Consider the following 21224-nt stretch of genomic DNA (forward strand, 5'->3'; position numbering starts at 1 on the left):
CGCCACGACGCCGAGCACCAAGGCCGATCACAAATCATTCATGCCATCTCCTTTGAGCGAGGGGTCAGAACAGGCCGAGCGCGTGCTCGTCATAGGAGACGAGCAGGTTCTTGGTCTGCTGATAATGGTCGAGCATCATCCGGTGATTTTCACGCCCGAAGCCCGACGCCTTGTATCCGCCGAAGGCGGCATGGGCGGGGTACTGATGATAGCAGTTGGTCCAGACCCGCCCGGCCTCGATCGCGCGGCCGAGCCGGTAGGCGGTGTTGCCGCTCCGGGTCCAGACGCCCGCGCCAAGACCGTAGGCGGTGTCATTGGCAAGTGCGATCGCCTCCTCGACCGTCTTGAAGGTGGTGACCGACAGGACGGGACCGAAGATCTCCTCCTGGAAGATGCGCATGTGGTTCTGACCCACGAACACCGTCGGCTGCACGAAATAGCCCTGGTCGAGCGCACCGCCCGGCAGCGCCCTGGCGCCACCGACCAGACACTGCGCGCCCTCGGCCTTGCCGATATCGATATAGCCCAGGATCTTGTGGAGCTGGTCCTCCGACGCCTGCGCGCCGACCTGGACCGAGGGGTCGAGCGGATCGCCCTGGCGGATCGCGGCGACGCGCGCCACGGCGCGCTCGATGAAGCGGTCGAAGATCGACTCATGGATCAGCGCACGCGACGGGCAGGTGCAGACCTCGCCCTTGTTGAACGCGAACAAAGTAAAGCCTTCGAGCGCCTTGTCGAAGAAGGCATCGTCGTCGTCGAGCACGTCCGCCATGAAGATGTTCGGCGACTTGCCGCCAAGCTCCATAGTCTGGGGGATCAGATGGTCGGCGGCCGCATGCATGATCTGCTTGCCGGTGACGGTCTCGCCGGTGAACGAGACCTTGGCGATGCGCGGATTGGCGGCGATCGCCTGGCCGACGGTCCGTCCCGGGCCGGTAACGACATTGAGCACGCCGGGCGGCAGGATGTCGGCGGTGAGCTCGGCGAACATCAGCAAGGTGAGCGGCGTCTGGGATGCGGGTTTGATGACGGTGCAGTTGCCCGCCGCCAGCGCCGGGGCGATCTTCCACGCCGCCATCAGCAGCGGGAAGTTCCACGGGATGATCTGGCCGACGACGCCGAGCGGCTCGCGGAAATGATAGGCGATGGTGTCCGCATCGATCGTCGAGATGCCGCCTTCCTCCGCCCGGATGCAGCCGGCGAAGTAGCGGAAATGGTCGATCGCAAGCGGAACGTCGGCAGCACGCGTCTCGCGGATCGGCTTGCCATTGTCGATCGTCTCGGCAAGCGCCAGCAGCTCCAGATTATCCTCGAGCCGGTCGGCGACGCGATTGAGAATCCTGGCGCGCTCGGCGGGGGCGATTCTTGCCCATTGATCCTTGGCGGCGTGCGCCGCATCGAGCGCGCGCTCGACATCTTCCGGCGTCGACAGCGCGAACTCTGCGATCTGGGCACCATTGATCGGGCTCGTGTCGGCGAAATACTCGCCGCTCGCAGGAGCGTTCCATCGACCACCGATGAAATTATCATAGCGGTGTCGGAAGGAGGCCGCCGCATTGATGGTCCCGATCGCCTTCTCGAACATTACCTGACTCCATCTCTATCGATGGCCTGACGGAGTAATCTCTTTGCCCGGGCGGCCTATAAGTAAGTTCCGCAGAAGGTAGTTTGGTATCGGTGTCGCGGTCTTTGAGGGTCAGACACGCCAACGGAGCCGATGAGTATTCATCGACTCCCGAACCTATTCGCGCACGCATGATCGGAATTATGCCGAGACACGCTACTCGGCTGATTCTTCTTTTGGGAAGGGCGGCGCTTGGCATTCCAATTCTGGCGTTACGCCCGGAAGCGCTTTAGGCTCACCCAATCGCCTTTCTGAAGCGTCCCGTCCCTCACGCGGAAATGAGCGTAATGGTCGTCGAAAATCTGGTCGACTTCGACATGACCGACAAGGCGGCGGTGGCGCGGCGTTGCGTGATAGACTTCGAGTATCTGCCCGATGTGCGCGCCATCGGCTTTGCCCAGGCAGGCCACTGTGCCGCCCGCATCCGTACGGACGATCTTGCCGCGCATGAACAAGCTATGGCCGATACCCTGTGCGAGGAGCGGCGTGCTGCCAAAGAGCAGAAAGCCAACAGCAGCACCGACGCCAAGATGTTTTCGCATCACTGTTTCCTCTCTCACGTCAGTTGCTCGGTCCCGGCTTTGAAAGTTGGGAGCACGGGGCGACGCTGGGCATCGTCAAAGAACTGGCCCGCCGCGGGGGCGGCGGCGGGCCCTCAGCCCCGGGGGGTGTTTTATCGGGGCTGGAAACTTCACATGTCGCTCATCGGCTTGTCGGCCATGGGCTTGGCGGTCTTCTTCGCGGCCGGCTTGGCCTTCTTCATCGGCATCTTGCAGCAGCCACTCTTCGCCTTACCGGCCATGCCCGAGCCGTTCGATGCAGGCGACCCGCCGGACATGCCGGCCATCCCCGACATGCCCTGTTGATCCTGCTGGGCCGGTTGCCGCTGCTGCTTCTGCGCGCCGGCCTGATGATCCTTCATCATCTGATCGTGCATCTGCTGCCCGCCATGATCCATGCCCTGCTGGTGGGCATGGGCCGGCGCAGTCTGCGCGGGCGCGGGCGTCGACTGGGCGAGAGCGGTGCCGGCGGCGAAGGTTAGCGTCGCGAAGAGGCTGATGGTCGCCGCGCGAAATGTCGTCTGTCGCATTGAGGGTCTCCGAGTGTTCGTCCTGTTGCCCGGTCGACGTTCCGATCCCGGCAATTCCGAAGCTTCAATGCTGCTAGCGAGACGCAGTCTGTATACGTAACTTACGAATCCGCTTTGGATCGCGACAAGCATGAGCGGGATCGTGCGGGGTGGACCATGGCCCAAGTTCAAGCGAATTCATGATCCCGCTTGATGGCGGCCGGCAGCGAAGTGCAAAAGCCAATTGGCCCGCCGTGGGAGAACGGCGGGCCAAAGCTGCGGTTGAACTAGGCCACGGTCGTTGGCCGCCCAGCCTCGTGGTCGGAGCTGGCTTAATGCAGGGTCAGCAACCGCCCCGCGACCTATGCAACATGCGGGAGGCTCCGTCCTGGGTTCCCATCTCCCGCATAGCGATCCGATGGTCCTGCATCATCTCACCGTGCATCCGTACTTCGCGGTGTCGCATTCCTTGCATCTGGGCCGTGTCGGACCGAGCCGGCGCCGGCTTCGCCTTGAGCGTCTGTTCAAGGTCGGGCATGCCCGGCGGCATCCCATCGGCGAGAACTGGCCCGGCGCCGACGGCAAGGACGCCAAAGGCTGCGAGCGAAGCGATAATCGCTGCTTTCTTGCGCAAATATGATTCCTTCAAGTCTGAGTTTCAGTTCGACCGGACACATGCCCGGTCGATTCTCGCTCCCCAGGGAGCTTGCCGTTGAGATGGTATCGGCCTGGAGGTGGCAGTATACGTAATTTGCGAAGCTGGCGGTCAGCCTGCAATGTCCGCTTTAGTTCGGCTACTAGCAAAAGCTGGGCGCGGATGGCCGAAGACGGCGGCCATCAAAGCCTCCGCCTAGCCCGAGCACTGCAAAGCGACGCCGCCTGCTGCAGTTGGCGAACAGCGAAACGTAAATCGCACGCCGCTTTTGCTTCGGCGCGATCGTGGCAAGGCCCACCGCCGAACCAGCCACTCGGACTGGCCCAGGCTAAATTGTCGGAATAGACGCTCACTCGGATCGGTGCCGCAGTGATTGAACGCTCGCCTGGCTGATTATTGATCAACTTGAACCGCCCCGGGTTTGTCGGAGGCCTCGGGGTTTAAGTATGGACGCGTATCTATGCCGATCTGTTCACCGGCGACGAAAGCCAGCGCATCCGCGAAGCACTAACCAAGACGGTCGAGCAGGCGGGCTATGCAAACGAGAACATCTGGGGCGAGCAGATCGAGGATCGCGGCAGCCAGATCACATTCTCCGCGCTCGGTCAGCAAGCGCCGCTCGAGGCCAAGGACACGTGGGATCCCGATCACGCCAAGCGCAAGAGATTGCAGGCCCTGCTCCAGCCGTTGCTGCCAGGCTTTGGCATCAATATCGGCGGGGCGACATCGATCGACATCACGCGCGAAGGGATAGACAAGGCCTATGGCCTCAAGCGCCTTTCCGAGCAGACCGGCGTCGCACTCGACAAGATGATCTTCTTCGGTGACGCGATCTTCCCGGGCGGAAATGATTATCCGGCCAAGCACCTCGGGCTGGATACCGTGCAAGTCCGCGACGTTGCCGAAACCAAGTCGGTGGTTGGCGCGATCGCTGCCTGGCTAGTCTAAAAGCGCTACCGCCGATACCTAACCAGTCCCGCTTTCGCGCCCGTACGACCCAGCTTCGCAGCGGTCCCACATTGTGGAGCCGACGGATCGCTTCAATCGTGCCGGAGCTGCTTGACCCCACTACGCCTGGGCGCGTTCTAGGACACTCAGCTGGCCATGTCCGCCATCATCCGACAGCTGGCGGCGCAATCCTTGCAGGTAGCCGAGCAACGCTTGATCCGCTCGCCCACGACGTGGCTCAGGCATTCCCGCGCACATCGTTCGCAGCCGTCAGCGCAGGCGCGACACAGGATGGTATGGAGGGAGGATTCGCGCAGCATCGAGTTGGCGGTCGCCTGGCACAGTTCCGCACAGTCGTTCAGCATGGCGATCAGCGACGCCGTGGCTGACGCGCCGCCTTGCTTCGTCAGCCAGGCGGCGGTCTCCAGGCACATGCGGTGCGAAGCCACGCAATCGTCGATGCAGTCCGTCATCGACATCGCCATCCCTTCCATTCGATGCTGCTGCGCCGCCGCCGGCCCAGCCAGCGTTCCAGCGGCGGCAAGGCCGGCGCCGGCCATCAGCAATTCGCGTCTCTCGATCATCATGCACCTCCCATCTGCTATCCCTTGAGCGCTGCGCCGCGTCCGGCGGCCTCAGCCGTCATAGGCGACCCATCCAACGCCGCAGCACGCGCCTTCTCCCGCGCCATCCGGGTTTCCTCCCAAGGCCAGTGGCCGTTGATCTCGACCCCAAGCGAGATGCTCAGGAAGGTCCGCACCAGCACAAGCCCGGCCAGCACGATGAGATCGTCGAGCGTCGGGTTGATCACCAGCGACTTGACGATGTCGCCGGCGACCAGAAATTCCAAACCGAGCAGGATGCTGCGGCCGAGCGCCGAGCGGAACGCGCTATAGGCCTCGGTCCGGTCGCCCGCCCTCGCCCGCCGCGCAAACAGAAAGGTTGCGAGCCCCGCGCCGACGAGGATGGTCAGCGTGCCCGCCAGTTCCAGGCCGATCACCGCAAGCCGGAAGAAGGCGCTCAGCCAGTCGGCCTCAATGGTGATCATACCAGCCTCGCTTGCGGATATTGTTGAAGCTGTCGGTGGCGTGACAGGCATAGCATTGGTCGACGCGCGCTTTCGATCCGGCTGCGCGCTGCGAGACCATGCTGAAATGCTCCATGAAGTGACTGGGTGGCGCCTTGTGGCACTCGGCGCACTGCGTCGAATTGACCGATGGATGGCGATAATTGACGATCTTCCAGCTGTCGGTCTTGTGGCAGCTCGCGCAGTCGGTGCCGAACAGGGCCTGGTGCGGATCGCGGAACGCATGGCAGCTCGCGCAATTGAGCGCGGTCTCGGGAGTCAGGCTTCTAGTGTTTGTCGACATGCCCGCCGAAGGCTGCCGCCACTTTGCCATGTCGAGCAAGGCGGCGTGATCCATGCGGATGATGCCGCGCTCTCCCTCATGTTCGACGTGGCAGGAGGTGCACTGCGTCGCTTTCGCGTGGAACTGAGTCGACTGCTTCGTCCCGAAATCGGTGCCCGCATGGCAGGTGAGACAGGTCCGGGTTTCGACGCCCTTGCCCGGCGTGTGGCAGGCCGTGCATTGGCCGGCAAAGGACTGGTGCGCGCTCGAGAGCGGGCCGGGCGAGACGAGCTGCGCCACCAGGCCGGCATCCCTCGGCGCGTCCGATCGCATCCGGATCGCGACCGCGGCGACCATCACCAGCAGGGCTGCGATGAAGACGGCGTAGGAAAGACGCTGCCAGCTCATAGCCAGCGCAGCCCGTAATAGATCGCCGCGCCGACGTGGAGCGCGAGCAGCGCGAAGATGAGACAGCCCAGCAGGATGTGCAGGAACCGCCACCGCGCGAACAGGGTGTTGGTTGCCTCTTCGGCACGGATCGCGAATTCGGTATCGGCCAGCGCTGCGGCGATCCCCGTCTTGTCCTGGGGGCGCTGGCCCGCGGACGCATCCCCGGCGACGAACAGATAGCGCTTCCAGCCCGACAGCGGCGGGGCTGCGGTATCGGCCTGCGTCGGCGCCGCCGGCTCCTCGAGGAAGGCGGCGCGAAGCGAGGCCAGTTCTGACCTGCGTCCGCGCAGCGCCCGACCAAGCTGGGCAAGCAGGTAGCGGCCGATGAAGCCGGTGATGACCGTCATCAGCAGGAGGACGGTCAGAAGCAGGCCGACCGGGCTTTCGAGCTTGTGCGCGGCGTGGACCAGACCCAGGATCGGCGCCAGCACGCCGGCATAGATGTGGATGGCGAGCAGGGTTGGCTTGCTGACGACCCGGGAGAGCGCCTTGTCGACCCAGGCGATGTGCTTGGCCGCGACATAAGGAAGCGTCAGCAGCATCAGCACGAGCGCTGCGATCCCGATGATCCCGCCGGCCAGGCTACCCGGAAAGCGGGGCGACACATGCACGAGATAGCCGAACGGGAACAGCAGCAGGAACGCGACCAGCAGGCCCACGGCAATGTTGCTGCGTTCGCGCATCAGGCTTCGACCACGAGCGGCGTGCCCGTCCCCTTCGCCTGGCACGCGAGCACATAGCCTTGCGCCTTGTCGGCGGGCGCAAGGCCGGATTCGACCTCCATCGTCACTTCGCCCTGCAGCAGCTTGACCACGCAGGCGCCGCATGTGCCCGCACGGCATGCATAGGGGATCTCGACGCCCGCGCCCTCGGCCGCCTCCAGCACGGTCTCGTCCGCGGGCAAGGCCGCCGACACCCCCGACACGGAGAAGGTCACCGTGCTCGGCGCCACCTCGGCGCTCGGGGCCGGCTTATCCGCTGGCGGGGGCGCGGGCTTGACCTCGAGATCCTCGTGGTCGGCCGGCAGCGAGGCCGGACCGAACGCCTCGGTGTGCAGCTGCGCTTCGGGGACGCCGAGTTCCGCCAGCACGCCGCGCATCGCGCCCATCATCGCCGGCGGGCCGCACATATGGATGCGCCGGCTCGCGATCTCCGGCACCGCGGCCAGGATCATCTCGCGCGTGATCGGCCCTTCGGGGCCCATCCAGACGGTGCCGGGCGCGCGCTGCATCGCGGCGACGACATGGAGGTTGGGAAAACGGCGTTCGAGCCGCTCGAGCTCGTCGCGGAACACGAATTCCTCGGTCGACCGTGCGCCGTAGAAGAAGAAGATATCACCCTTCCACGCGGTGTCGGTGAGATAGCGCAGCACCGACATCATCGGGGTGATGCCGACCCCGCCCGCGATCAGCACGATGCTCTGGGCATCCGTTCCCGTGAAGGTGAAGGCGCCGAACGGTCCGCTGACCTTCAGCAGATCGTCGGCGACGACCTTGTCGTGCAGGTATCGCGAGACCACGCCCTGCTCCTCGCGCTTGACCGTCAGTTCGACATAGGCCCGCTGGGTCGGCGAAGAGGCGATCGTGTAGGAACGGCGCGCGGTCTTGCCCGCTTCGGGCTCTACCTCGACCTGCAGGAACTGGCCCGGCAGGAAGTCGAACGGCAGCCGGTCGGCGGTCGGGTCCGCGAGCCGGAAGGTCAGCACGCTCGGCGTCTCTCGCACGATCTGGACCACGCGCAGCTGCCCCGCCCAGCTTTTGGGCTTGCGCAGCGACGCCCCAGCGGGTGCGGCCGCATTGCTCGGCGCGAGCCCGGCGCTGTCGGCAACGGGTGCAGGCGCGGGCGCAACCCTGGTAGCGGGAGGGGCAGCCTTCGGCTCCGGCTTTGCTGGAACCTTGGCGGTGGCGACACCGCCGGCGATCGCCCCGATCCGCCGCAGGCGGAAGATCTGCAGCGCGATAAGCGTGGCGCTCACCAGCCCCAGGAACAGCATGAGAAGGAGGTGCGAGGGCGAGATGCCGAACCAGTGATCGGCATGGCCGGGCGCGGCCTGGTCGATGTCGAGCTGATCGCGCAGCCAGGCAAGCCCGACCTCCCGGGGCGGCTGCAAGCCCCCGATCGCGCCCTGCGCGGCGGTGCCGGAGCGGAACAGGTCGGTTCCCTCGCGCAGGCGCCGCGCCGCATCGAGCCGGGCCGAGACCGTGGTCGCACGCGCGCCGTCGGCCGAGGCGGCGTTGATCATCGCCAGACCCGTGCTTACCCGTTCGCCGGCCTGCGCAGCGACCCGCTGCCTTGCCGCTTCGTCAAGCGCGGGAAAGGCGAGCAGCTGCGAGATGAAGCCGGTCCGGCGCGATTCGTGGCCGTGCTCATTCTCCCCTTCCCCATTGATCATGCGATCCATCATGGGGTTCATCATCTTCGCCATGTCCGACGACCCCGGCTCTGCCGGTGCGGACATGCCCCCGCCGGCCGGCATGCCTGCGCCATGATGCGCGGCATGATCCTCGCCCTCCTGCGCGCCCGCGCTCGCGGACAGGCTGAGAGCGATTGCGCAGCCGAGGCTCAAGCGTCGAAGGCTGATCCGCCTGGACATCCTCATCCCCTTAGTGTGCGAGCCTACATATCCTTCATCGGCATCGCCGCATTGCCCGGCGCGGGATCGGGTGCCGGCGCGGTCTGGTTGCCGGCCCCGGCGCGCATCGCGTCATGGTCCATCGCCTGACGGTGATGCCGCTCCATCTCGGCCTGGTTGCTCATCGCGTCCATCGGCGCCGCGTCTGCAGCGTTGCCGCTGTCGGTCAGGACCGGGGTGGCGGCGACGCTGTTCGCCGCGGGCGGCACCGTCTGGTCGGCCTGGCGGTCGCAGCCCGAAAGCGCGAGCGCCAGCAACAGGCTTCCGCCGACAAGTGGAAGGGCTTTCTTCGCATGGTCGATCATGGCTTTGCTCCTTGGCTTGAAAACTGTGTCCGGGCGCCATCCCTGGCGTCCGGACCGGCTCATTGCGCGCTGCGCAGAATCCGGAGACACCGGTCGTGCGAGAGGTTCATCGGGTTGCGCCCCTGCCCCTTCATCTCGCCATGATCATGCGGCGTCTGGAGACCCATATTGCCCTCCATCGCCCGGCAACTCTCGACCTGCGCCGAGGTCGGCCGCGTGGTCACACAGGCGCCTAGAAGCAGCGCCGGCGTGAGGACGGCGATCAAACGCATTTTCTTCATGACAAAACCCCTTTCGCTCGTGGTGATCGTTCGTCCTGCGCTGCCTGATGTTTCTTGTTATGCTGCTGGTCTTTCCGCCGCGCCGTCAGGAAGGCGAGGATCGGGCAATCGGAGACCGGCACTTCGCCCGGGCATTCGTCGGCGAGCATCCGCAGCATGTCGCGGATATCCGACAGGCGCTCGAGCCGGGCTTCGGCGTCCGCGATCTTGGCAAGCGTGATATCGAGCACGGCCTGGGCATGCGCGGTGTCCGACGCCCTGAGCGCCAGCAGCTGCCGGGCCTGTTCGAGTGTGAAACCAAGCTCCTGCGCCGAGCGGATGAAATTGACGCGCTCGAGGTCGGTCGCGTCGTAGAGCCTGTAGCCCGCTGCCGTGCGCGCGGGCTCGCGCAGCAGGCCCATCCGCTCATAATAGCGGATCGTATCCCGCCCCACGCCTGCGGCCGCGGCCAGTTCGCCGATCTTGAAATTGCCCATGTCATCCGCTCGATCATGCCGGTAGGACCATGGTCCAGGGTCAAGCGGTTTCGCCTCGATCCCGAACGGTCCGTTGCCGCCGGCAACCCGCTGCCCCGATGCCTCGCATCAGGGCAGCGTGTGCCGCCGGGCCACCGGCGCGTCAGTTCTTGCGAAGCTCGACGATGTCGTGCTTGGCAGGCGTACCGTCGGCGACGGACACATGCGCGAAGTGATCATCGAAGATATGATCGATCGTCACATGGCCGACGAGCTGGCGGTGATAGGTCGGCGCCACGCCCTTGGGCGGACCCGGATGGGTCACGACGCGATAGACCTCGAGCTTCTGGCCGACCTCGGCGCCATCGGCCTTGCCGATGCAGACGACCGTGCCGTTGCTGCCCGTGTCGACGATCGAGCCGCGCATGAACAAGCTGTGCCCGATGCCCTGGGCCATAGCGGGGACGGCAGCAAGCATCGAAATGCCGGCAAGCCCGACCATGAGAGTTTTTCTGACCATATTCACCTCCTTGGATGGTAAGCCACCGCCCGGACCTGCCGGGGGGAAGAGCGTCTCTTCAGGCTTGGGACTACGGTCCCGGGTCCAGCCTCGATATACGTAGAGGCCGCAGCCGATCTTCTTCCCCGGGCCAGATCTTTATTGACGCGGAGTTGACGGAATCAGCCGTCAGCACTTCAAAACCCGCGCGGCGCGAGACTTTGGTTGGCTGCGCCAGCGAAACCCGCTAGATATCGAGGCTCGTGAAACGCCTGCTCGCCCTTCTGCTCGTCATCGGAGCGCTGTCCGGTCTCTTCGGAGCCCAGATGGCGGCCGCGCACAGCGTGCCGCAGGCGGCAGGCGCGCCGCTGGCCAAGGGCATGGATGCAGACTGCATGGCAATGATGGCCAAGCAGCAGCCTGCGCCCAGCGAAAAGCCCTGCAAGGGCCTGACGCTCGATTGCATCGCCGCGATGGGGTGCGTGATCCCGCTGGTCGCAGCGGACCTGGCAGGCGGCGTTGCGCCTGCGCGTCTCTACGACGCGCCCAGCTTCTGGACGACCGATACGATATTGACCGGCAAGGCGGTTGTGCCCGAGCCGGATCCTCCCACCAGCCTTGCCTGATTGAACGAGCACGGGCTGCGCGCATCGATCGATGCGCGCAGCCCGGTTTCCTTCTTTTCAGTCAAAGGTTTTCGTGATGATCAAACTGCTTCCGGCCGCCCTTGTGGCGGCCCTCAGTCTCGCCGCGCCTGCGCTTGCAACCGACGCGAGCCGCACGCCGCAAGGCCATTGGGAATGGCGGTCGGCGCCGCAATATGGTCCGCGGGCGACTGGCCCTGCGCGTGTCCGCATATGGGTGCCCGACAGCCGGGACATGGCCAGCTGCGATTGCGCGATGATGCAGGCAAGCGCCGCCGACTGCATGCGCGGCGCAGTCAGGTCGGACAAGGGCTAAACCCGCTCCGGAGCGGCGCGTCACATCTTGGCGCGCCGCCTCTGTCATGAGGGGATGATATCCATGATCATGATGCCGAGGCGCGCTGTGCGACGCCTGTTGCTCTCTATCGGTGCGACGCTTGCGAGCGCCTGGGCCGTGCCGGTGTCGGCCGGCCCGCTCACCTACGAGCAGGCAGTGAGGCTCGCTGCCGCCAACGCGCCAAGCCTCAAGGCGCGCGCGGCGGCGACAGCCGGCGCCCGCTCTTCGGCGGTCGCGGCCGATCGCCTGCCCGATCCGACGCTCGACCTGGGCCTGCAGAACTTCCCGGTGAGCGGCCCCAATGCCGGCAGCTTCACGCGCGACGATTTCACTATGGCGACGATCGGGTTCAGCCAGACCTTCCCCAATCTCGCCAAGCGCCATGCACGCGCCGCGCGCGCCGCGGCCGATATCGGTATCGCCGAGGCGGGCGAGCTGGTCGAAGGCCGCAACGTGCGGCTCGAGACCGCCCTCGCCTGGGTCGATCTCTATTATGGAGAACGCCGGCTCCGGCAGCTCGACCTGCTCGATGCCAGCCTCGACGACCTGCAGAAGACCGTGACCGCACGCCTGGCGTCGGGCAGCGCGCGCCCGAGCCAGGCGCTCGAGCCCGACCAGCTCCGCGCCGCCATCGCCGATCGCCGCGCCGAGATGGCTGCGGTGGTGGCGCAGGCGCGGGCCCGGCTCGCGCGCTATACCGGCGACCCCGACCCGCAGGCGACGGGCGACCCGCCGATACTCGATGTCGATCCGATCCGGCTGCGGGCCGGGATCGATGCGCTTCCCGCCGTGCGCGCGCAGGACGCGCGGATCGCAGTCGCCGAAGCGGACGTGCGCCTCGCGCGCGCCGACAAGCGCTCCGACTGGAAGGTCGGCGTCACCTATGGCCGGCGCGATCCCATGTACGGCGACATGGCCTCGGTCGGCGTGTCGATCGACCTGCCAATGTTCGCCGGCAAGCGCCAGAATCCCAGGATCGCTGCCAGCGAGAGCCTTGTGCAAGGGGGTCGGTTCGACCGCGAGGCGATCCGCCGCGAGCTGGTGGCGCAACTCGACGCCGATCTCGCAGACCATGCCATGCATCTCTCCCGGTTGCGCAATGCCCGCGAGACGCTGGTGCCCCTCGCCAGGCGCCGCGCCGAACTCGACCGCGACAGCTATGCCGCGGGCAAGCTCGACCTGGGAACCGCGCTGCTCTCGACCCTGGCGCTCGCCGAGGCCGAGGTCGAAACGCTCAACCGCGAGGCCGATGTCGCGCGCGACGCGGTCCGTATCAACATCACTTATGGGGAGGAGCGGCCATGACGCTCAAGTCGGACACAGTGCGCTGGGGCGCATCGATCCTTGTCGTCGCGCTGGCCGCCGGTGGCGCGGGCTATTGGGCGGGCCACAGGTCGCCGCAACCGCAGGCCGCCGCGTCCGGCGAGGCGGGCACAGGCTCGGGCAAGGTGCTCTACTGGTACGACCCGATGTTTCCCAACCAGAAGTTCGACAAGCCCGGCAAGTCGCCGTTCATGGATATGCAGCTTGTGCCCAGATATGCCGACGGCGAAAGTGCCGGCGCGGCGCCCGGGGTGACGGTCGATCCCTCCGCGCGCCAGAGCCTCGGCCTGCGCGTGGCCGAGGCCCGCATGGGCAGCCTTGCGAGCACGCTGGAAGTCACCGGCACGATCGACTTCAACCAGCGCGACGTCGCCGTCATCCAGGCGCGTTCGGGCGGGTTCGTGAGCCGCGTCTATGCGCGAGCGCCCGGGGACGTGGTCCGCGCCGGCGCGCCGATCGCGGACCTGCTCCTGCCCGAATGGGGCGGCGCGCAGACCGAATATCTGAGCGTCAGGCGGCTCGGCAAGCCCGACCTCACCGCGGCCGCGCGCCAGCGACTGCGGCTGATGGGCATGTCCGACGGCCTCATCGCCAGCGTCGAGCGGAGCGGACGCCCGAACGGCGTGGTGACGATCACGACGCCGATCTCGGGCACGATCCAGACGCTCGACGCCCGTGCCGGCGTGACGCTCGCCATGGGCCAGACGCTCGCCCAGGTAAGCGGGCTCGGCACCGTCTGGCTCAATGCCGCGGTGCCCGAAGCGCGCGCGGGCGATGTCCGGGTCGGCCAGAATGCCAGCACCACGCTGGCGGGCTTCCCCGGCGAGCGCTTCGCCGGCCGGGTGATCGCGATCCTGCCGACCACGCAGGCCGACAGCCGCACGCTCACCGTGCGGATCGAGCTGCCCAACCGGGACGGCCGGTTGCGGCCGGGCATGTTCGCCAGCGTCGCGCTTGGCGGCGATGCCAAGCCGGCGCTGCTGGTGCCGAGCGAAGCGGTGATCCGCACGGGCAGGCGCACGCTCGTCATGCTGGCCGCAGGCGACGGGCGCTATCATCCCGCCGAGGTCCGCATCGGCCGCGAGGCAGGCGGCGAGACCGAGATCCTTGCCGGCCTGTCGCCCGGCGAGAACGTCGTCGTCTCGGGGCAGTTCCTGATCGATTCCGAGGCGAGCCTGTCGGGAATCGAGGCGCGGCCGATCGGCGGCGGTGCGGCATCGGCGACCATCGCCGCGCCGGCGTCGAAAGCCACGCTGTACGAGACGACGGGCAAGATCGAGCGGATCACGGCCAATTCGGTGACGCTCAGCCACGAGCCCGTTCCCGCGCTCGACTGGCCGGCGATGACGATGACCTTCGCGCTCGCCAATCCGGGCATCGCGCGCGGCTTCAAGGCGGGTGACCGGGTCCGGTTCGGGTTCGACCGGCCCCCGGCGGGACCGACGCTGCGGCATATGGCGAAGGTGGCGGGCCAGTGATCGCCCATCTCATCCGCTGGTCGGTGAGGAACCGCTTCTTCGTCGTGCTCGGCATGCTCGCGCTGGTCGGCGCGGGCCTGTGGGCGGTGCGCTCGACCCCGATCGACGCGCTGCCCGATCTTTCCGACGTGCAGGTCGTGATCCGCACTTCCTATCCGGGTCAGGCGCCGCAGATCGTCGAGAACCAGATCACCTATCCGCTCACCACCACCATGCTGTCGGTGCCCGGCGCCAAGACGGTGCGCGGCTATTCCTTCTTCGGCGACAGCTTCGTCTATGTGATCTTCGAGGACGGCACCGATCTCTACTGGGCGCGCAGCCGCGTGCTCGAATATCTCAACCAGGTCCAGGGTCGGTTGCCGGCCAGCGCCCGCAGCGCGCTCGGGCCGGACGCGACCGGGGTCGGCTGGGTCTATGAATATGCGCTGGTCGACCGCACCGGCCGGCACGATCTCTCGCAGCTTCGCGGGTTGCAGGACTGGTTCCTGCGCTACGAGCTGAAGACCGTGACCGGCGTGGCCGAAGTCGCCAGCATCGGCGGCATGGTCAAGCAGTACCAGGTGCTGCTCGATCCGGTGAAGCTCGCGGCCTACGGCGTAACCCACGCCCAGGCAGTGCAGGCGATCAGCCAAGCCAATCAGGAAGCCGGCGGCTCGGTGCTGGAAATGGCCGAGGCCGAATATATGGTCCGCGCCTCGGGCTATCTGAAAACGCTCGACGATTTCCGGGCAATCCCGCTCAAGACTGCGGCGGGCGGCGTGCCCGTCCGGCTCGGCGATGTCGCCACGATCCAGGTCGGCCCCGAGATGCGGCGCGGCATCGCCGAACTGAACGGCGAAGGCGAGGTCGCCGGCGGCGTCGTTATTCTTCGGTCAGGCAAGAACGCCCGTGAGACCATCGCGGCGGTCAAGGACAAGCTCGCCGATCTCAGGAAAAGCCTGCCGCCGGGCGTCGAGGTGGTCACGGTCTATGACCGCTCGCAGCTGATCGATCGCGCGGTCGAGAACCTCACCCGCAAGCTGGTCGAGGAGTTCATCGTCGTCGCATTGGTCTGCGCCCTGTTCCTCTGGCACGTCCGCTCGGCGCTGGTCGCGATCCTGACCTTGCCGCTCGGTGTGCTGGCCGCGTTCGTCGTAATGCGGTTCCAGGGGGTGAACGCCAACATCATGTCGCTGGGCGGCATCGCCATCGCCATCGGCGCGATGGTGGATGCGGCGGTCGTCATGATCGAGAACGCCCACAAGAGGATCGAACGCTGGGAGCAGGATCACCCGGACAGACATCTCGATGGCGAGATGCGCTGGATCGTCGTCACCGAGGCGGCGGCCGAGGTCGGGCCGGCGCTGTTCTTCAGCCTGCTGATCATCACGCTGTCGTTCATTCCGGTCTTCACCCTGGAGGCGCAGGAAGGCCGGCTGTTCGCGCCGCTCGCCTTCACCAAGACCTATGCGATGGGCGCGGCCGCGATCCTGTCGGTGACCCTGGTGCCGATCCTGATGGGCTGGCTGATCCGGGGCCGCATTCCGGCCGAGCAGGCCAATCCGGTCAATCGCTGGCTCACCAATATCTACCGGCCCGCGATCGACTGGACGATGAAGCGGCCCAAGGCAGTGCTGCTGATCGCGGCTCTGGTGTTCGCCACCACGGCCTGGCCGCTCAGCCGGCTCGGCGGCGAGTTCATGCCCAATCTCGACGAGGGCGACCTGCTCTACATGCCCTCGGCGCTGCCGGGCCTCTCGGCCGCCAAGGCGAGTGAGCTGCTCCAGCAGACCGACCGCCTGATCAAGACCGTGCCCGAAGTCGAAAGCGTGTTCGGCAAGGCCGGCCGCGCCGAGACCGCGACCGATCCCGCGCCGCTCGAAATGTTCGAGACGACGATCCAATTCAAGCCCCGCGACCAGTGGCGGTCGGGCATGACGCCCGAACGCCTTGTCGACGAGCTCGATCGCCGGGTGAAGCTTCCGGGTCTCGCCAATATCTGGGTGCCGCCGATCCGCAACCGCATCGACATGCTCGCGACGGGCATCAAGAGCCCGATCGGGGTCAAGGTGTCGGGCAGTGACCTCGCCGAGCTCGACCGCATCGCGCATGATGTCGAGACCGTGGCCAGGAGCGTGCCCGGCGTCAGCTCGGCGCTCGCCGAGCGGCTGACCGGCGGACGCTATGTCGATGTCGACATAGACCGCGCCGCCGCCGCGCGGTTCGGGCTCAACATCGCCGACGTCCAGGCCATCGTCTCCGGCGCGATCGGCGGCGAGACGATCGGCGAGACGGTCGAGGGCCTCGCCCGCTATCCGATCAGCGTGCGCTATCCGCGCGAATTGCGCGACAGCCTCGAAAGGCTGCGGGCGCTACCGATCCTGACGCCCGCGGGCCAGCAGATCACCTTGGGCACCGTGGCAAACGTCTCGATCGCCGAGGGACCGCCGATGCTCAAGACCGAGAATGCCCGGCCTTCGACCTGGGTCTACGTCGATGTGCGCGGGCGCGATCTTGCCTCGGTGGTCGGCGATCTGCAGCGTGCGGTGGCGAAACAGGTCAGGCTCTCGCCTGGGGTCAGCATCGCTTACTCTGGCCAGTTCGAATATCTCGAGCGCGCGGTCGACCGCTTGAAGCTGGTCGTGCCCGCGACGCTGCTGATCATCTTCGTGCTGCTCTACCTCATCTTCGGCCGCTTCGACGAGGCGGCGCTGATCATGGGGACGCTGCCGTTTGCGCTGACCGGCGGCATCTGGACGCTTTATCTGCTGGGGTTCAACCAGTCGATCGCCACCGGGGTCGGGTTCATCGCGCTCGCCGGCGTCTCCGCCGAGTTCGGGGTGGTGATGCTGATCTATCTCAAGAACGCGCTGGCCGAGCGCGGCGCACATCCGGACGCTGCCGAGGTCGAGGCCGCCGTGCGCGAAGGCGCGCTGCTGCGCGTCCGTCCCAAGGCGATGACGGTGGCGGTGATCCTGGCCGGCCTGCTGCCGATCCTGCTGGGATCAGGCGCGGGTTCGGAGGTCATGAGCCGGATTGCCGCGCCGATGATCGGCGGCATGCTGACCGCGCCCTTGCTCTCAATGTTCGTCCTGCCCGCCGCCTACCTGCTGTTGCGCCGGCCCAAGACCGATCCCATCCCTCAACCCGTTTCATCATGAAGGAGAAGACGATGAACCATGCACGACTGACCATTGCCCTCGGCCTCGCCGCCCTGACTGCCGCGTGCGGCAAGAAGGCGGAGGCCCCCGTTGCGACTGAGACCAACGAGGCGGCGCCCGCCGCGACCATGAGCGGCGACATGGGCAACATGTCGATGGCGCCTGACGCGAACGCCGCGATCAAGGCCAAGGGCCATGGCACCGTCACCGCGATCGACAAGGCGGCAGGCACGATCACGCTCGATCATGGTCCGATCCCGGAGGCCAAGTGGCCCGCGATGACGATGGCGTTCAAGGCCGCGCCGTCGATCACCGATGCGGTCAAGGTCGGCGACAAGGTCGATTTCGACCTCTCGCTCAAGGGCAGCGATGGCGAGGTCACCGCGATCGCAAAGCAGTGATCCGCTAAGTTCGACCGGAAAAAGCTGGTTGCGTCGCCGCTCCCGGGCGGCGACGCCCGTGCCGGCCGTCTGCCTGGCTGTGCGCCCGGTCGACGGTTGCGACCGGCAACGCCCAATGCCAGCGGCGTTTCCCTGCGCGATCACCGACAATTTGAGCACGCTTCGCGGATCGCACATTGAACGTGCAAGCCGCCCTTGCTCGCGATAGCCTGAACGGCAAGGAGCCCAGTTTAGATGACCCAGCCAGTATGACCTTGTTACCCGCGACACATCATGATCTCGTGAGCGAGCTTGTCCGTCGTTGGCGAGACGATCCCGGCGCCACCTATCGCTCCTGGTTTCTGTGGGACGAACGGCTGAAAAACTTCCGCTCCATCCGTCGCGGGCTGCAGCAGGTGGTCGCAGAAATCGAAAGTGGGCGGTTCGGCGTCGCCTATCGCGGCTCGTCACTGGAAACGGTTGTCCACTCGATCGCCGAACAGCGGCAGATCTTCAAGGGCGCCGACCATGCCTGGCTGTGGAAGCCCAAGCTGCGCATTCCAGACATCTACGAAAGCCCGGACAACCAGCGGGCGTTCGGTCGCCTGCTCGACAATTGCTCGTGCTGCGATACCGCCGAGGAGATCATCAGCCACATCCGCAGCATAGACGCGCTCAAGATCAAGGGGCTGGGGCCGGCGGCGGCCAACCTGCTCTATTTCCTTCACCCGACGCTGGTGCCGCCCTTCAATACCGCGATCGTCAAGGGCTACAATGCCGTCACCGGCGCCAAGGTGAAGCTCGGGTCATGGGATCATTTTCTCGCCATGCGCGCCGGCATCCTCGACCTCAACGACCGTTACCGCGAGTTGCTCTCCAACGATCTCGGCGCGATCGGCGGACTGTTGTTCGACATTGGCTCGGGCCGCTATCCCGCGCCACCGCTGGAGGATGACGCAACGGCGGCCGACGACTGGCTCGGCAGATTGGAACATGCCAGAGCGGAGGCAAGCCGGCTCGACAAGACAGCCGCCGCGCAGGGCGAAACCGATCGCACGCACGCCGAAATCCAGGCCTGGCTGCGCGACCTCGGCCATGCCCTCGGTTACGATGTGTGGATCGCCGCCAATGACCGCGGTCGACTTCACGCTGGCTGCCCGCTTGGACAGGGATGCCTCGAGCGCCTTCCAGACGCCATTGCGACCTCTCCCGGAGCGGACTCGATCCGCCTCATCGACGTGTTGTGGCTGGCGAAGGGTGGCGACGGCGTCGCCGCCGCGTTCGAGGTTGAACATTCGACCTCGATCTACTCGGGGATCGTGCGCATGCTCGATCTGGCGCTGTCGGGGAGCGATCTGCACGCTGCCGCCGGGCTATTCCTGGTCGCACCGAATGCGCGCGAGCAGGACGTTCGCGCGCAACTCCGTCGCCCGGCTTTCAGCCGTATTGCCGATCTCGACTTCGCCTATCTGCCCTATGGCGAGCTGGAGAGAAACAGGGACGCGATCGCTCGTTTTGGAACGGGATTGAAGGCCATCAAGGCGATCTCAAGCCCCCTTCCCTGAAAGGGGGCGTTTGCGGGAGGGGGCGGAATCCTACGCCAAGCTCGCCCAGATAGCCGGCGCGAGATCTTACTTGTTGCTGCCTTCTACGGTCGCGCCAGAAAGGCGACGGCTCAGTTCTATCCGGCGATGGCTACGCATTTTGAAGGTGTCTGGCCCAACGCGCCGATACTCAATGAAGCCGAGAGAACGCCAAAATCGCTCTGCCGCTTCATTCGCTTCCAGCACGGCCAACCGAATCTCTGTGGCACCTCTCGCAGCGGCCCAGCTTTCGACCGTCGAGTAAATTGAGCGTCCGACGCCACGACCACGCTGTGCGGCATCTACGATCATGAAGCCGAGATACCATGTGCCATCACGCGGATAATCGCGGAGGATGGCCGCGATTGCATATAGGCCGCCAGGCCCCTTCCATCCCAGGACAGCTTGATTGTGGGCGCTCTTTTCGGGCGGCACATCGGAGAAAAGCTCGCGAGCATCGTCCAGCGTGGGCGCGGCCCCGTCCTGCAACAGGAAATAGTCGCTGCAACGGTTGTACAGGTCTGCAACGTCTGCGGCGTCCGCTTGGGTAAGTTTGATCGGGGCTCCCGTCATCATCATCGCGTTTTGGCAGCAAGCACGCGCTGACCGTAATCCCGGAGTTCCCCGTTGGGACCGACATAGCGGTAGAGAGTGACGCGCTCGATCCCGAGTTCCTTGCAGAGGTCGGAAACGGACGTGTCGCGTTGGGCCATAGCAGCCTGAGCGAGCCGCACCTGGGCCTTGGAGAGGGCGAACTTGCGGCCACCCTTGCGTCCCCGCGCGCGGGCAGCGGCCAGGCCAGCCATGGTGCGCTCGCGGATCATATCCCGCTCAAACTCCGCCAGTGTGGCAAAAATGCCGAACACCATCCGGCCCGATGGCGTCGTGGTGTCGATCTGCGCGCCCTTGCCGGTGAGCACCCGCAGACCGATACCGCGATCCGACAGATTCTGCACCGTGCTGACCAGGTGGGTGAGCGTTCGGCCGAGCCGGTCGAGCTTCCAAACGATGAGGACATCGCCGTCGCGCAACGATTTCAGGCAGGCGGCAAGACCGGGGCGATCATCACGGCTACCGGATGCACGATCATCATAGATATTGCCTGGCTCGACACCGGCAGCGCGAAGGGCATCGTGCTGCAGGTCGAGCGACTGCGAGCCGTCGGCTTTGGACACGCGGGCGTAGCCGATCAGCATGGATCACAAACGAAGGTTTGAGGCGGTGACGAACATGAGCACATAAGATTGGGCTATTGTGTATCTTAACCAGCATCTCAATCAAGCTATCTCAAACCGTAGCTCGGAAAGAATAAGGAGCATGTATGCCGCGTCGCGTGACCCTGACCGATCGACAGCGCGAGGCGCTGCTTCACTTGCCGGTCGATCAAGGTGAGCTGCTGCGGCACTATACCCTCAGCGATGAGGATCTCGGGCATATCCGCCAGCGCCGGCGCGCCCACAATCGTTTTGGCTTCGCGCTGCAACTGTGCGTCCTGCGCTACCCGGGCCGGGTGCTCGCTCCTGGCGAGTTGATCCCGGCGCAGGTATCGGATTTCGTCGCGGCCCAGCTCGGCCTGACCAGCGACGATCTACTCCTCTATGCCGCGCGCGAGGAGACCCGGCACGAGCATCTGGGGTGACTACACGAAAGTGACGTATCTGCACGCTAAGGGCGAACAAATCCGGTACGATGCCAGCAGATGCTATTCGCAGGCTTTCCTGCCCCTTTTATGTGGTGCCGCCCTACGGGCGCCGATATGGGAGGGCGGCAATCCGATTGACCAACGATCGAGGTAGAACCCGTTAGCGTCCGCGCTCGTGGTGTAATTTCCGGTGTAGATTGAGGCGATCGCATGGGTGGGGCATGCCCCACCCATGCGAATTCGATCTCGGTGGCCACCGGGCTCATCGGTAAGGTGGAGTTACCACACTTCACACGCCCACCGAGGAGTTGATCCCGATGACCGACGATAGATTACCGCTTGCCGGGCTCTGTTGCAAAAATCGTGAAGCTTGAACATGCTTGGCGGAGATTGGACGGACGGAACGATGACGGATTTCAAGTGGCGCCAT

22 protein-coding genes and 2 pseudogenes are annotated in these 21224 nt (G+C 65.8%); 10 read left to right on the forward strand and 14 right to left on the reverse strand.

The window, feature by feature from the left end:
- Positions 1-64 precede the first annotated feature (64 nt).
- The 3 genes from AX724_RS07090 to AX724_RS23960 all read right to left on the reverse strand — a co-directional run bounded on the left by AX724_RS07090 (position 65) and on the right by AX724_RS23960 (position 2714).
- Positions 65-1585, reverse strand: coding sequence for an aldehyde dehydrogenase family protein (locus AX724_RS07090; protein WP_066764819.1), 1521 nt, complete (start codon positions 1583-1585; stop codon positions 65-67).
- A 251-nt stretch (positions 1586-1836) separates the two neighbouring features.
- On the reverse strand, positions 1837-2166 hold the full coding sequence (locus AX724_RS07095; protein WP_066764822.1) for a hypothetical protein: 330 nt from the start codon (positions 2164-2166) through the stop codon (positions 1837-1839).
- A 149-nt stretch (positions 2167-2315) separates the two neighbouring features.
- Positions 2316-2714 carry a hypothetical protein gene (locus tag AX724_RS23960; RefSeq protein WP_066764827.1) on the reverse strand — a complete coding sequence of 133 codons (399 nt, stop codon included), beginning with the start codon at positions 2712-2714 and terminating at the stop codon, positions 2316-2318.
- A gap of 397 nt (positions 2715-3111) precedes the next feature.
- On the opposite strand from AX724_RS23960, the gene AX724_RS23965 reads away from it, so the two are divergent.
- Positions 3112-3333, forward strand: a complete 222-nt coding sequence (locus tag AX724_RS23965; protein WP_062121690.1) for a hypothetical protein — start codon at positions 3112-3114, stop codon at positions 3331-3333.
- A 462-nt stretch (positions 3334-3795) separates the two neighbouring features.
- Positions 3796-4296 (forward strand): annotated as a pseudogene (locus AX724_RS07110) (HAD hydrolase family protein); the annotation flags it as partial.
- 146 nt (positions 4297-4442) lie between these two features.
- Here the strand turns inward: AX724_RS07110 and AX724_RS07115 are convergent.
- From AX724_RS07115 to AX724_RS07155, 9 genes are all read right to left on the reverse strand, one after another.
- Positions 4443-4883: a four-helix bundle copper-binding protein gene (locus tag AX724_RS07115; RefSeq protein WP_062788721.1), complete on the reverse strand. Its 441-nt coding sequence runs from the start codon at positions 4881-4883 to the stop codon at positions 4443-4445.
- A 14-nt stretch (positions 4884-4897) separates the two neighbouring features.
- Positions 4898-5344 carry a DUF1622 domain-containing protein gene (locus tag AX724_RS07120; protein WP_044663289.1) on the reverse strand — a complete coding sequence of 149 codons (447 nt, stop codon included), beginning with the start codon at positions 5342-5344 and terminating at the stop codon, positions 4898-4900.
- Positions 5331-6053, reverse strand: coding sequence for a hypothetical protein (locus AX724_RS07125; protein WP_044663288.1), 723 nt, complete (start codon positions 6051-6053; stop codon positions 5331-5333). Before AX724_RS07125 ends, AX724_RS07120 begins: the two co-directional genes overlap by 14 nt.
- Positions 6050-6778, reverse strand: coding sequence for a hypothetical protein (locus tag AX724_RS07130; protein WP_066764829.1), 729 nt, complete (start codon positions 6776-6778; stop codon positions 6050-6052). The genes AX724_RS07125 and AX724_RS07130 overlap by 4 nt, the downstream gene beginning before the upstream one ends.
- The gene (locus AX724_RS07135) at positions 6778-8688 is read right to left on the reverse strand and encodes a 2Fe-2S iron-sulfur cluster-binding protein (protein ID WP_030089529.1); all 1911 of its coding nucleotides are present in this window, start codon (positions 8686-8688) and stop codon (positions 6778-6780) included. The genes AX724_RS07130 and AX724_RS07135 overlap by 1 nt, the downstream gene beginning before the upstream one ends.
- Before the next feature lie 23 nt (positions 8689-8711).
- Complete coding sequence (locus tag AX724_RS07140) at positions 8712-9032, reverse strand: hypothetical protein (protein ID WP_007406382.1); 321 nt, start codon at positions 9030-9032, stop codon at positions 8712-8714.
- 59 nt (positions 9033-9091) lie between these two features.
- Positions 9092-9313 (reverse strand): hypothetical protein, encoded by a 222-nt coding sequence (locus AX724_RS07145; protein WP_007406426.1) that lies wholly within the window; start codon positions 9311-9313, stop codon positions 9092-9094.
- Positions 9310-9789, reverse strand: coding sequence for a heavy metal-responsive transcriptional regulator (locus AX724_RS07150; RefSeq protein ID WP_007406417.1), 480 nt, complete (start codon positions 9787-9789; stop codon positions 9310-9312). Before AX724_RS07150 ends, AX724_RS07145 begins: the two co-directional genes overlap by 4 nt.
- A 142-nt stretch (positions 9790-9931) precedes the next feature.
- Positions 9932-10270, reverse strand: coding sequence for a hypothetical protein (locus AX724_RS07155; protein WP_037447968.1), 339 nt, complete (start codon positions 10268-10270; stop codon positions 9932-9934).
- A gap of 260 nt (positions 10271-10530) precedes the next feature.
- Between AX724_RS07155 and AX724_RS07160 the strand changes: the two genes are divergently transcribed.
- From AX724_RS07160 to AX724_RS07190, 7 genes are all read left to right on the forward strand, one after another.
- The gene (locus AX724_RS07160; RefSeq protein ID WP_066764832.1) at positions 10531-10893 is read left to right on the forward strand and encodes a hypothetical protein; all 363 of its coding nucleotides are present in this window, start codon (positions 10531-10533) and stop codon (positions 10891-10893) included.
- Between the two features lie 76 nt (positions 10894-10969).
- Complete coding sequence (locus AX724_RS07165; RefSeq protein ID WP_007683334.1) at positions 10970-11227, forward strand: hypothetical protein; 258 nt, start codon at positions 10970-10972, stop codon at positions 11225-11227.
- 63 nt (positions 11228-11290) lie between these two features.
- Positions 11291-12553: a TolC family protein gene (locus AX724_RS07170; protein ID WP_066520056.1), complete on the forward strand. Its 1263-nt coding sequence runs from the start codon at positions 11291-11293 to the stop codon at positions 12551-12553.
- Complete coding sequence (locus AX724_RS07175) at positions 12550-14049, forward strand: efflux RND transporter periplasmic adaptor subunit (RefSeq protein WP_066764835.1); 1500 nt, start codon at positions 12550-12552, stop codon at positions 14047-14049. Before AX724_RS07170 ends, AX724_RS07175 begins: the two co-directional genes overlap by 4 nt.
- Positions 14046-17189: an efflux RND transporter permease subunit gene (locus tag AX724_RS07180; RefSeq protein WP_007406408.1), complete on the forward strand. Its 3144-nt coding sequence runs from the start codon at positions 14046-14048 to the stop codon at positions 17187-17189. The genes AX724_RS07175 and AX724_RS07180 overlap by 4 nt, the downstream gene beginning before the upstream one ends.
- A complete protein-coding gene (locus AX724_RS07185; RefSeq protein WP_007406376.1) occupies positions 17186-17590 on the forward strand; it encodes a copper-binding protein in 405 nt (134 codons plus the stop codon). Before AX724_RS07180 ends, AX724_RS07185 begins: the two co-directional genes overlap by 4 nt.
- 281 nt (positions 17591-17871) lie before the next feature.
- Entirely contained in the window at positions 17872-19134 is a 1263-nt protein-coding gene (locus tag AX724_RS07190; protein ID WP_007683327.1) for a hypothetical protein, read from the forward strand.
- A 66-nt stretch (positions 19135-19200) separates the two neighbouring features.
- Here AX724_RS07190 and AX724_RS07195 read toward each other — a convergent pair whose 3' ends face one another.
- Together AX724_RS07195 and AX724_RS07200 are read right to left on the reverse strand one after the other, a co-directional pair.
- Positions 19201-19728, reverse strand: coding sequence for a GNAT family N-acetyltransferase (locus tag AX724_RS07195; protein WP_008832584.1), 528 nt, complete (start codon positions 19726-19728; stop codon positions 19201-19203).
- Positions 19728-20348: a recombinase family protein gene (locus AX724_RS07200; protein ID WP_008832583.1), complete on the reverse strand. Its 621-nt coding sequence runs from the start codon at positions 20346-20348 to the stop codon at positions 19728-19730. Before AX724_RS07200 ends, AX724_RS07195 begins: the two co-directional genes overlap by 1 nt.
- A gap of 125 nt (positions 20349-20473) precedes the next feature.
- Here AX724_RS07200 and AX724_RS07205 point away from each other — a divergent pair.
- Positions 20474-20785: pseudogene (locus AX724_RS07205) on the forward strand (DUF4158 domain-containing protein); the annotation flags it as partial.
- Positions 20786-21224 lie beyond the last annotated feature (439 nt).

It is taken from the genome of Sphingobium sp. CCH11-B1, from assembly GCF_001556865.1.
Taxonomy (GTDB): domain Bacteria; phylum Pseudomonadota; class Alphaproteobacteria; order Sphingomonadales; family Sphingomonadaceae; genus Sphingobium.

What these genes read in the sequence shown, in the direction of transcription:
- AX724_RS07090 (WP_066764819.1), bottom strand. Translation starts at nt 1,585, where the DNA reads ATGTTCGAGAAGGCGATCGGGACCATCAATGCGGCGGCCTCCTTCCGA.
- AX724_RS07095 (WP_066764822.1), bottom strand. Translation starts at nt 2,166, where the DNA reads ATGCGAAAACATCTTGGCGTCGGTGCTGCTGTTGGCTTTCTGCTCTTT.
- AX724_RS23960 (WP_066764827.1), bottom strand. Translation starts at nt 2,714, where the DNA reads ATGCGACAGACGACATTTCGCGCGGCGACCATCAGCCTCTTCGCGACG.
- AX724_RS23965 (WP_062121690.1), top strand. Translation starts at nt 3,112, where the DNA reads ATGGTCCTGCATCATCTCACCGTGCATCCGTACTTCGCGGTGTCGCAT.
- AX724_RS07115 (WP_062788721.1), bottom strand. Translation starts at nt 4,883, where the DNA reads ATGATGATCGAGAGACGCGAATTGCTGATGGCCGGCGCCGGCCTTGCC.
- AX724_RS07120 (WP_044663289.1), bottom strand. Translation starts at nt 5,344, where the DNA reads ATGATCACCATTGAGGCCGACTGGCTGAGCGCCTTCTTCCGGCTTGCG.
- AX724_RS07125 (WP_044663288.1), bottom strand. Translation starts at nt 6,053, where the DNA reads ATGAGCTGGCAGCGTCTTTCCTACGCCGTCTTCATCGCAGCCCTGCTG.
- AX724_RS07130 (WP_066764829.1), bottom strand. Translation starts at nt 6,778, where the DNA reads ATGCGCGAACGCAGCAACATTGCCGTGGGCCTGCTGGTCGCGTTCCTG.
- AX724_RS07135 (WP_030089529.1), bottom strand. Translation starts at nt 8,688, where the DNA reads ATGTCCAGGCGGATCAGCCTTCGACGCTTGAGCCTCGGCTGCGCAATC.
- AX724_RS07140 (WP_007406382.1), bottom strand. Translation starts at nt 9,032, where the DNA reads ATGATCGACCATGCGAAGAAAGCCCTTCCACTTGTCGGCGGAAGCCTG.
- AX724_RS07145 (WP_007406426.1), bottom strand. Translation starts at nt 9,313, where the DNA reads ATGAAGAAAATGCGTTTGATCGCCGTCCTCACGCCGGCGCTGCTTCTA.
- AX724_RS07150 (WP_007406417.1), bottom strand. Translation starts at nt 9,789, where the DNA reads ATGGGCAATTTCAAGATCGGCGAACTGGCCGCGGCCGCAGGCGTGGGG.
- AX724_RS07155 (WP_037447968.1), bottom strand. Translation starts at nt 10,270, where the DNA reads ATGGTCGGGCTTGCCGGCATTTCGATGCTTGCTGCCGTCCCCGCTATG.
- AX724_RS07165 (WP_007683334.1), top strand. Translation starts at nt 10,970, where the DNA reads ATGATCAAACTGCTTCCGGCCGCCCTTGTGGCGGCCCTCAGTCTCGCC.
- AX724_RS07170 (WP_066520056.1), top strand. Translation starts at nt 11,291, where the DNA reads ATGATCATGATGCCGAGGCGCGCTGTGCGACGCCTGTTGCTCTCTATC.
- AX724_RS07175 (WP_066764835.1), top strand. Translation starts at nt 12,550, where the DNA reads ATGACGCTCAAGTCGGACACAGTGCGCTGGGGCGCATCGATCCTTGTC.
- AX724_RS07185 (WP_007406376.1), top strand. Translation starts at nt 17,186, where the DNA reads ATGAAGGAGAAGACGATGAACCATGCACGACTGACCATTGCCCTCGGC.
- AX724_RS07195 (WP_008832584.1), bottom strand. Translation starts at nt 19,728, where the DNA reads ATGATGACGGGAGCCCCGATCAAACTTACCCAAGCGGACGCCGCAGAC.
- AX724_RS07200 (WP_008832583.1), bottom strand. Translation starts at nt 20,348, where the DNA reads ATGCTGATCGGCTACGCCCGCGTGTCCAAAGCCGACGGCTCGCAGTCG.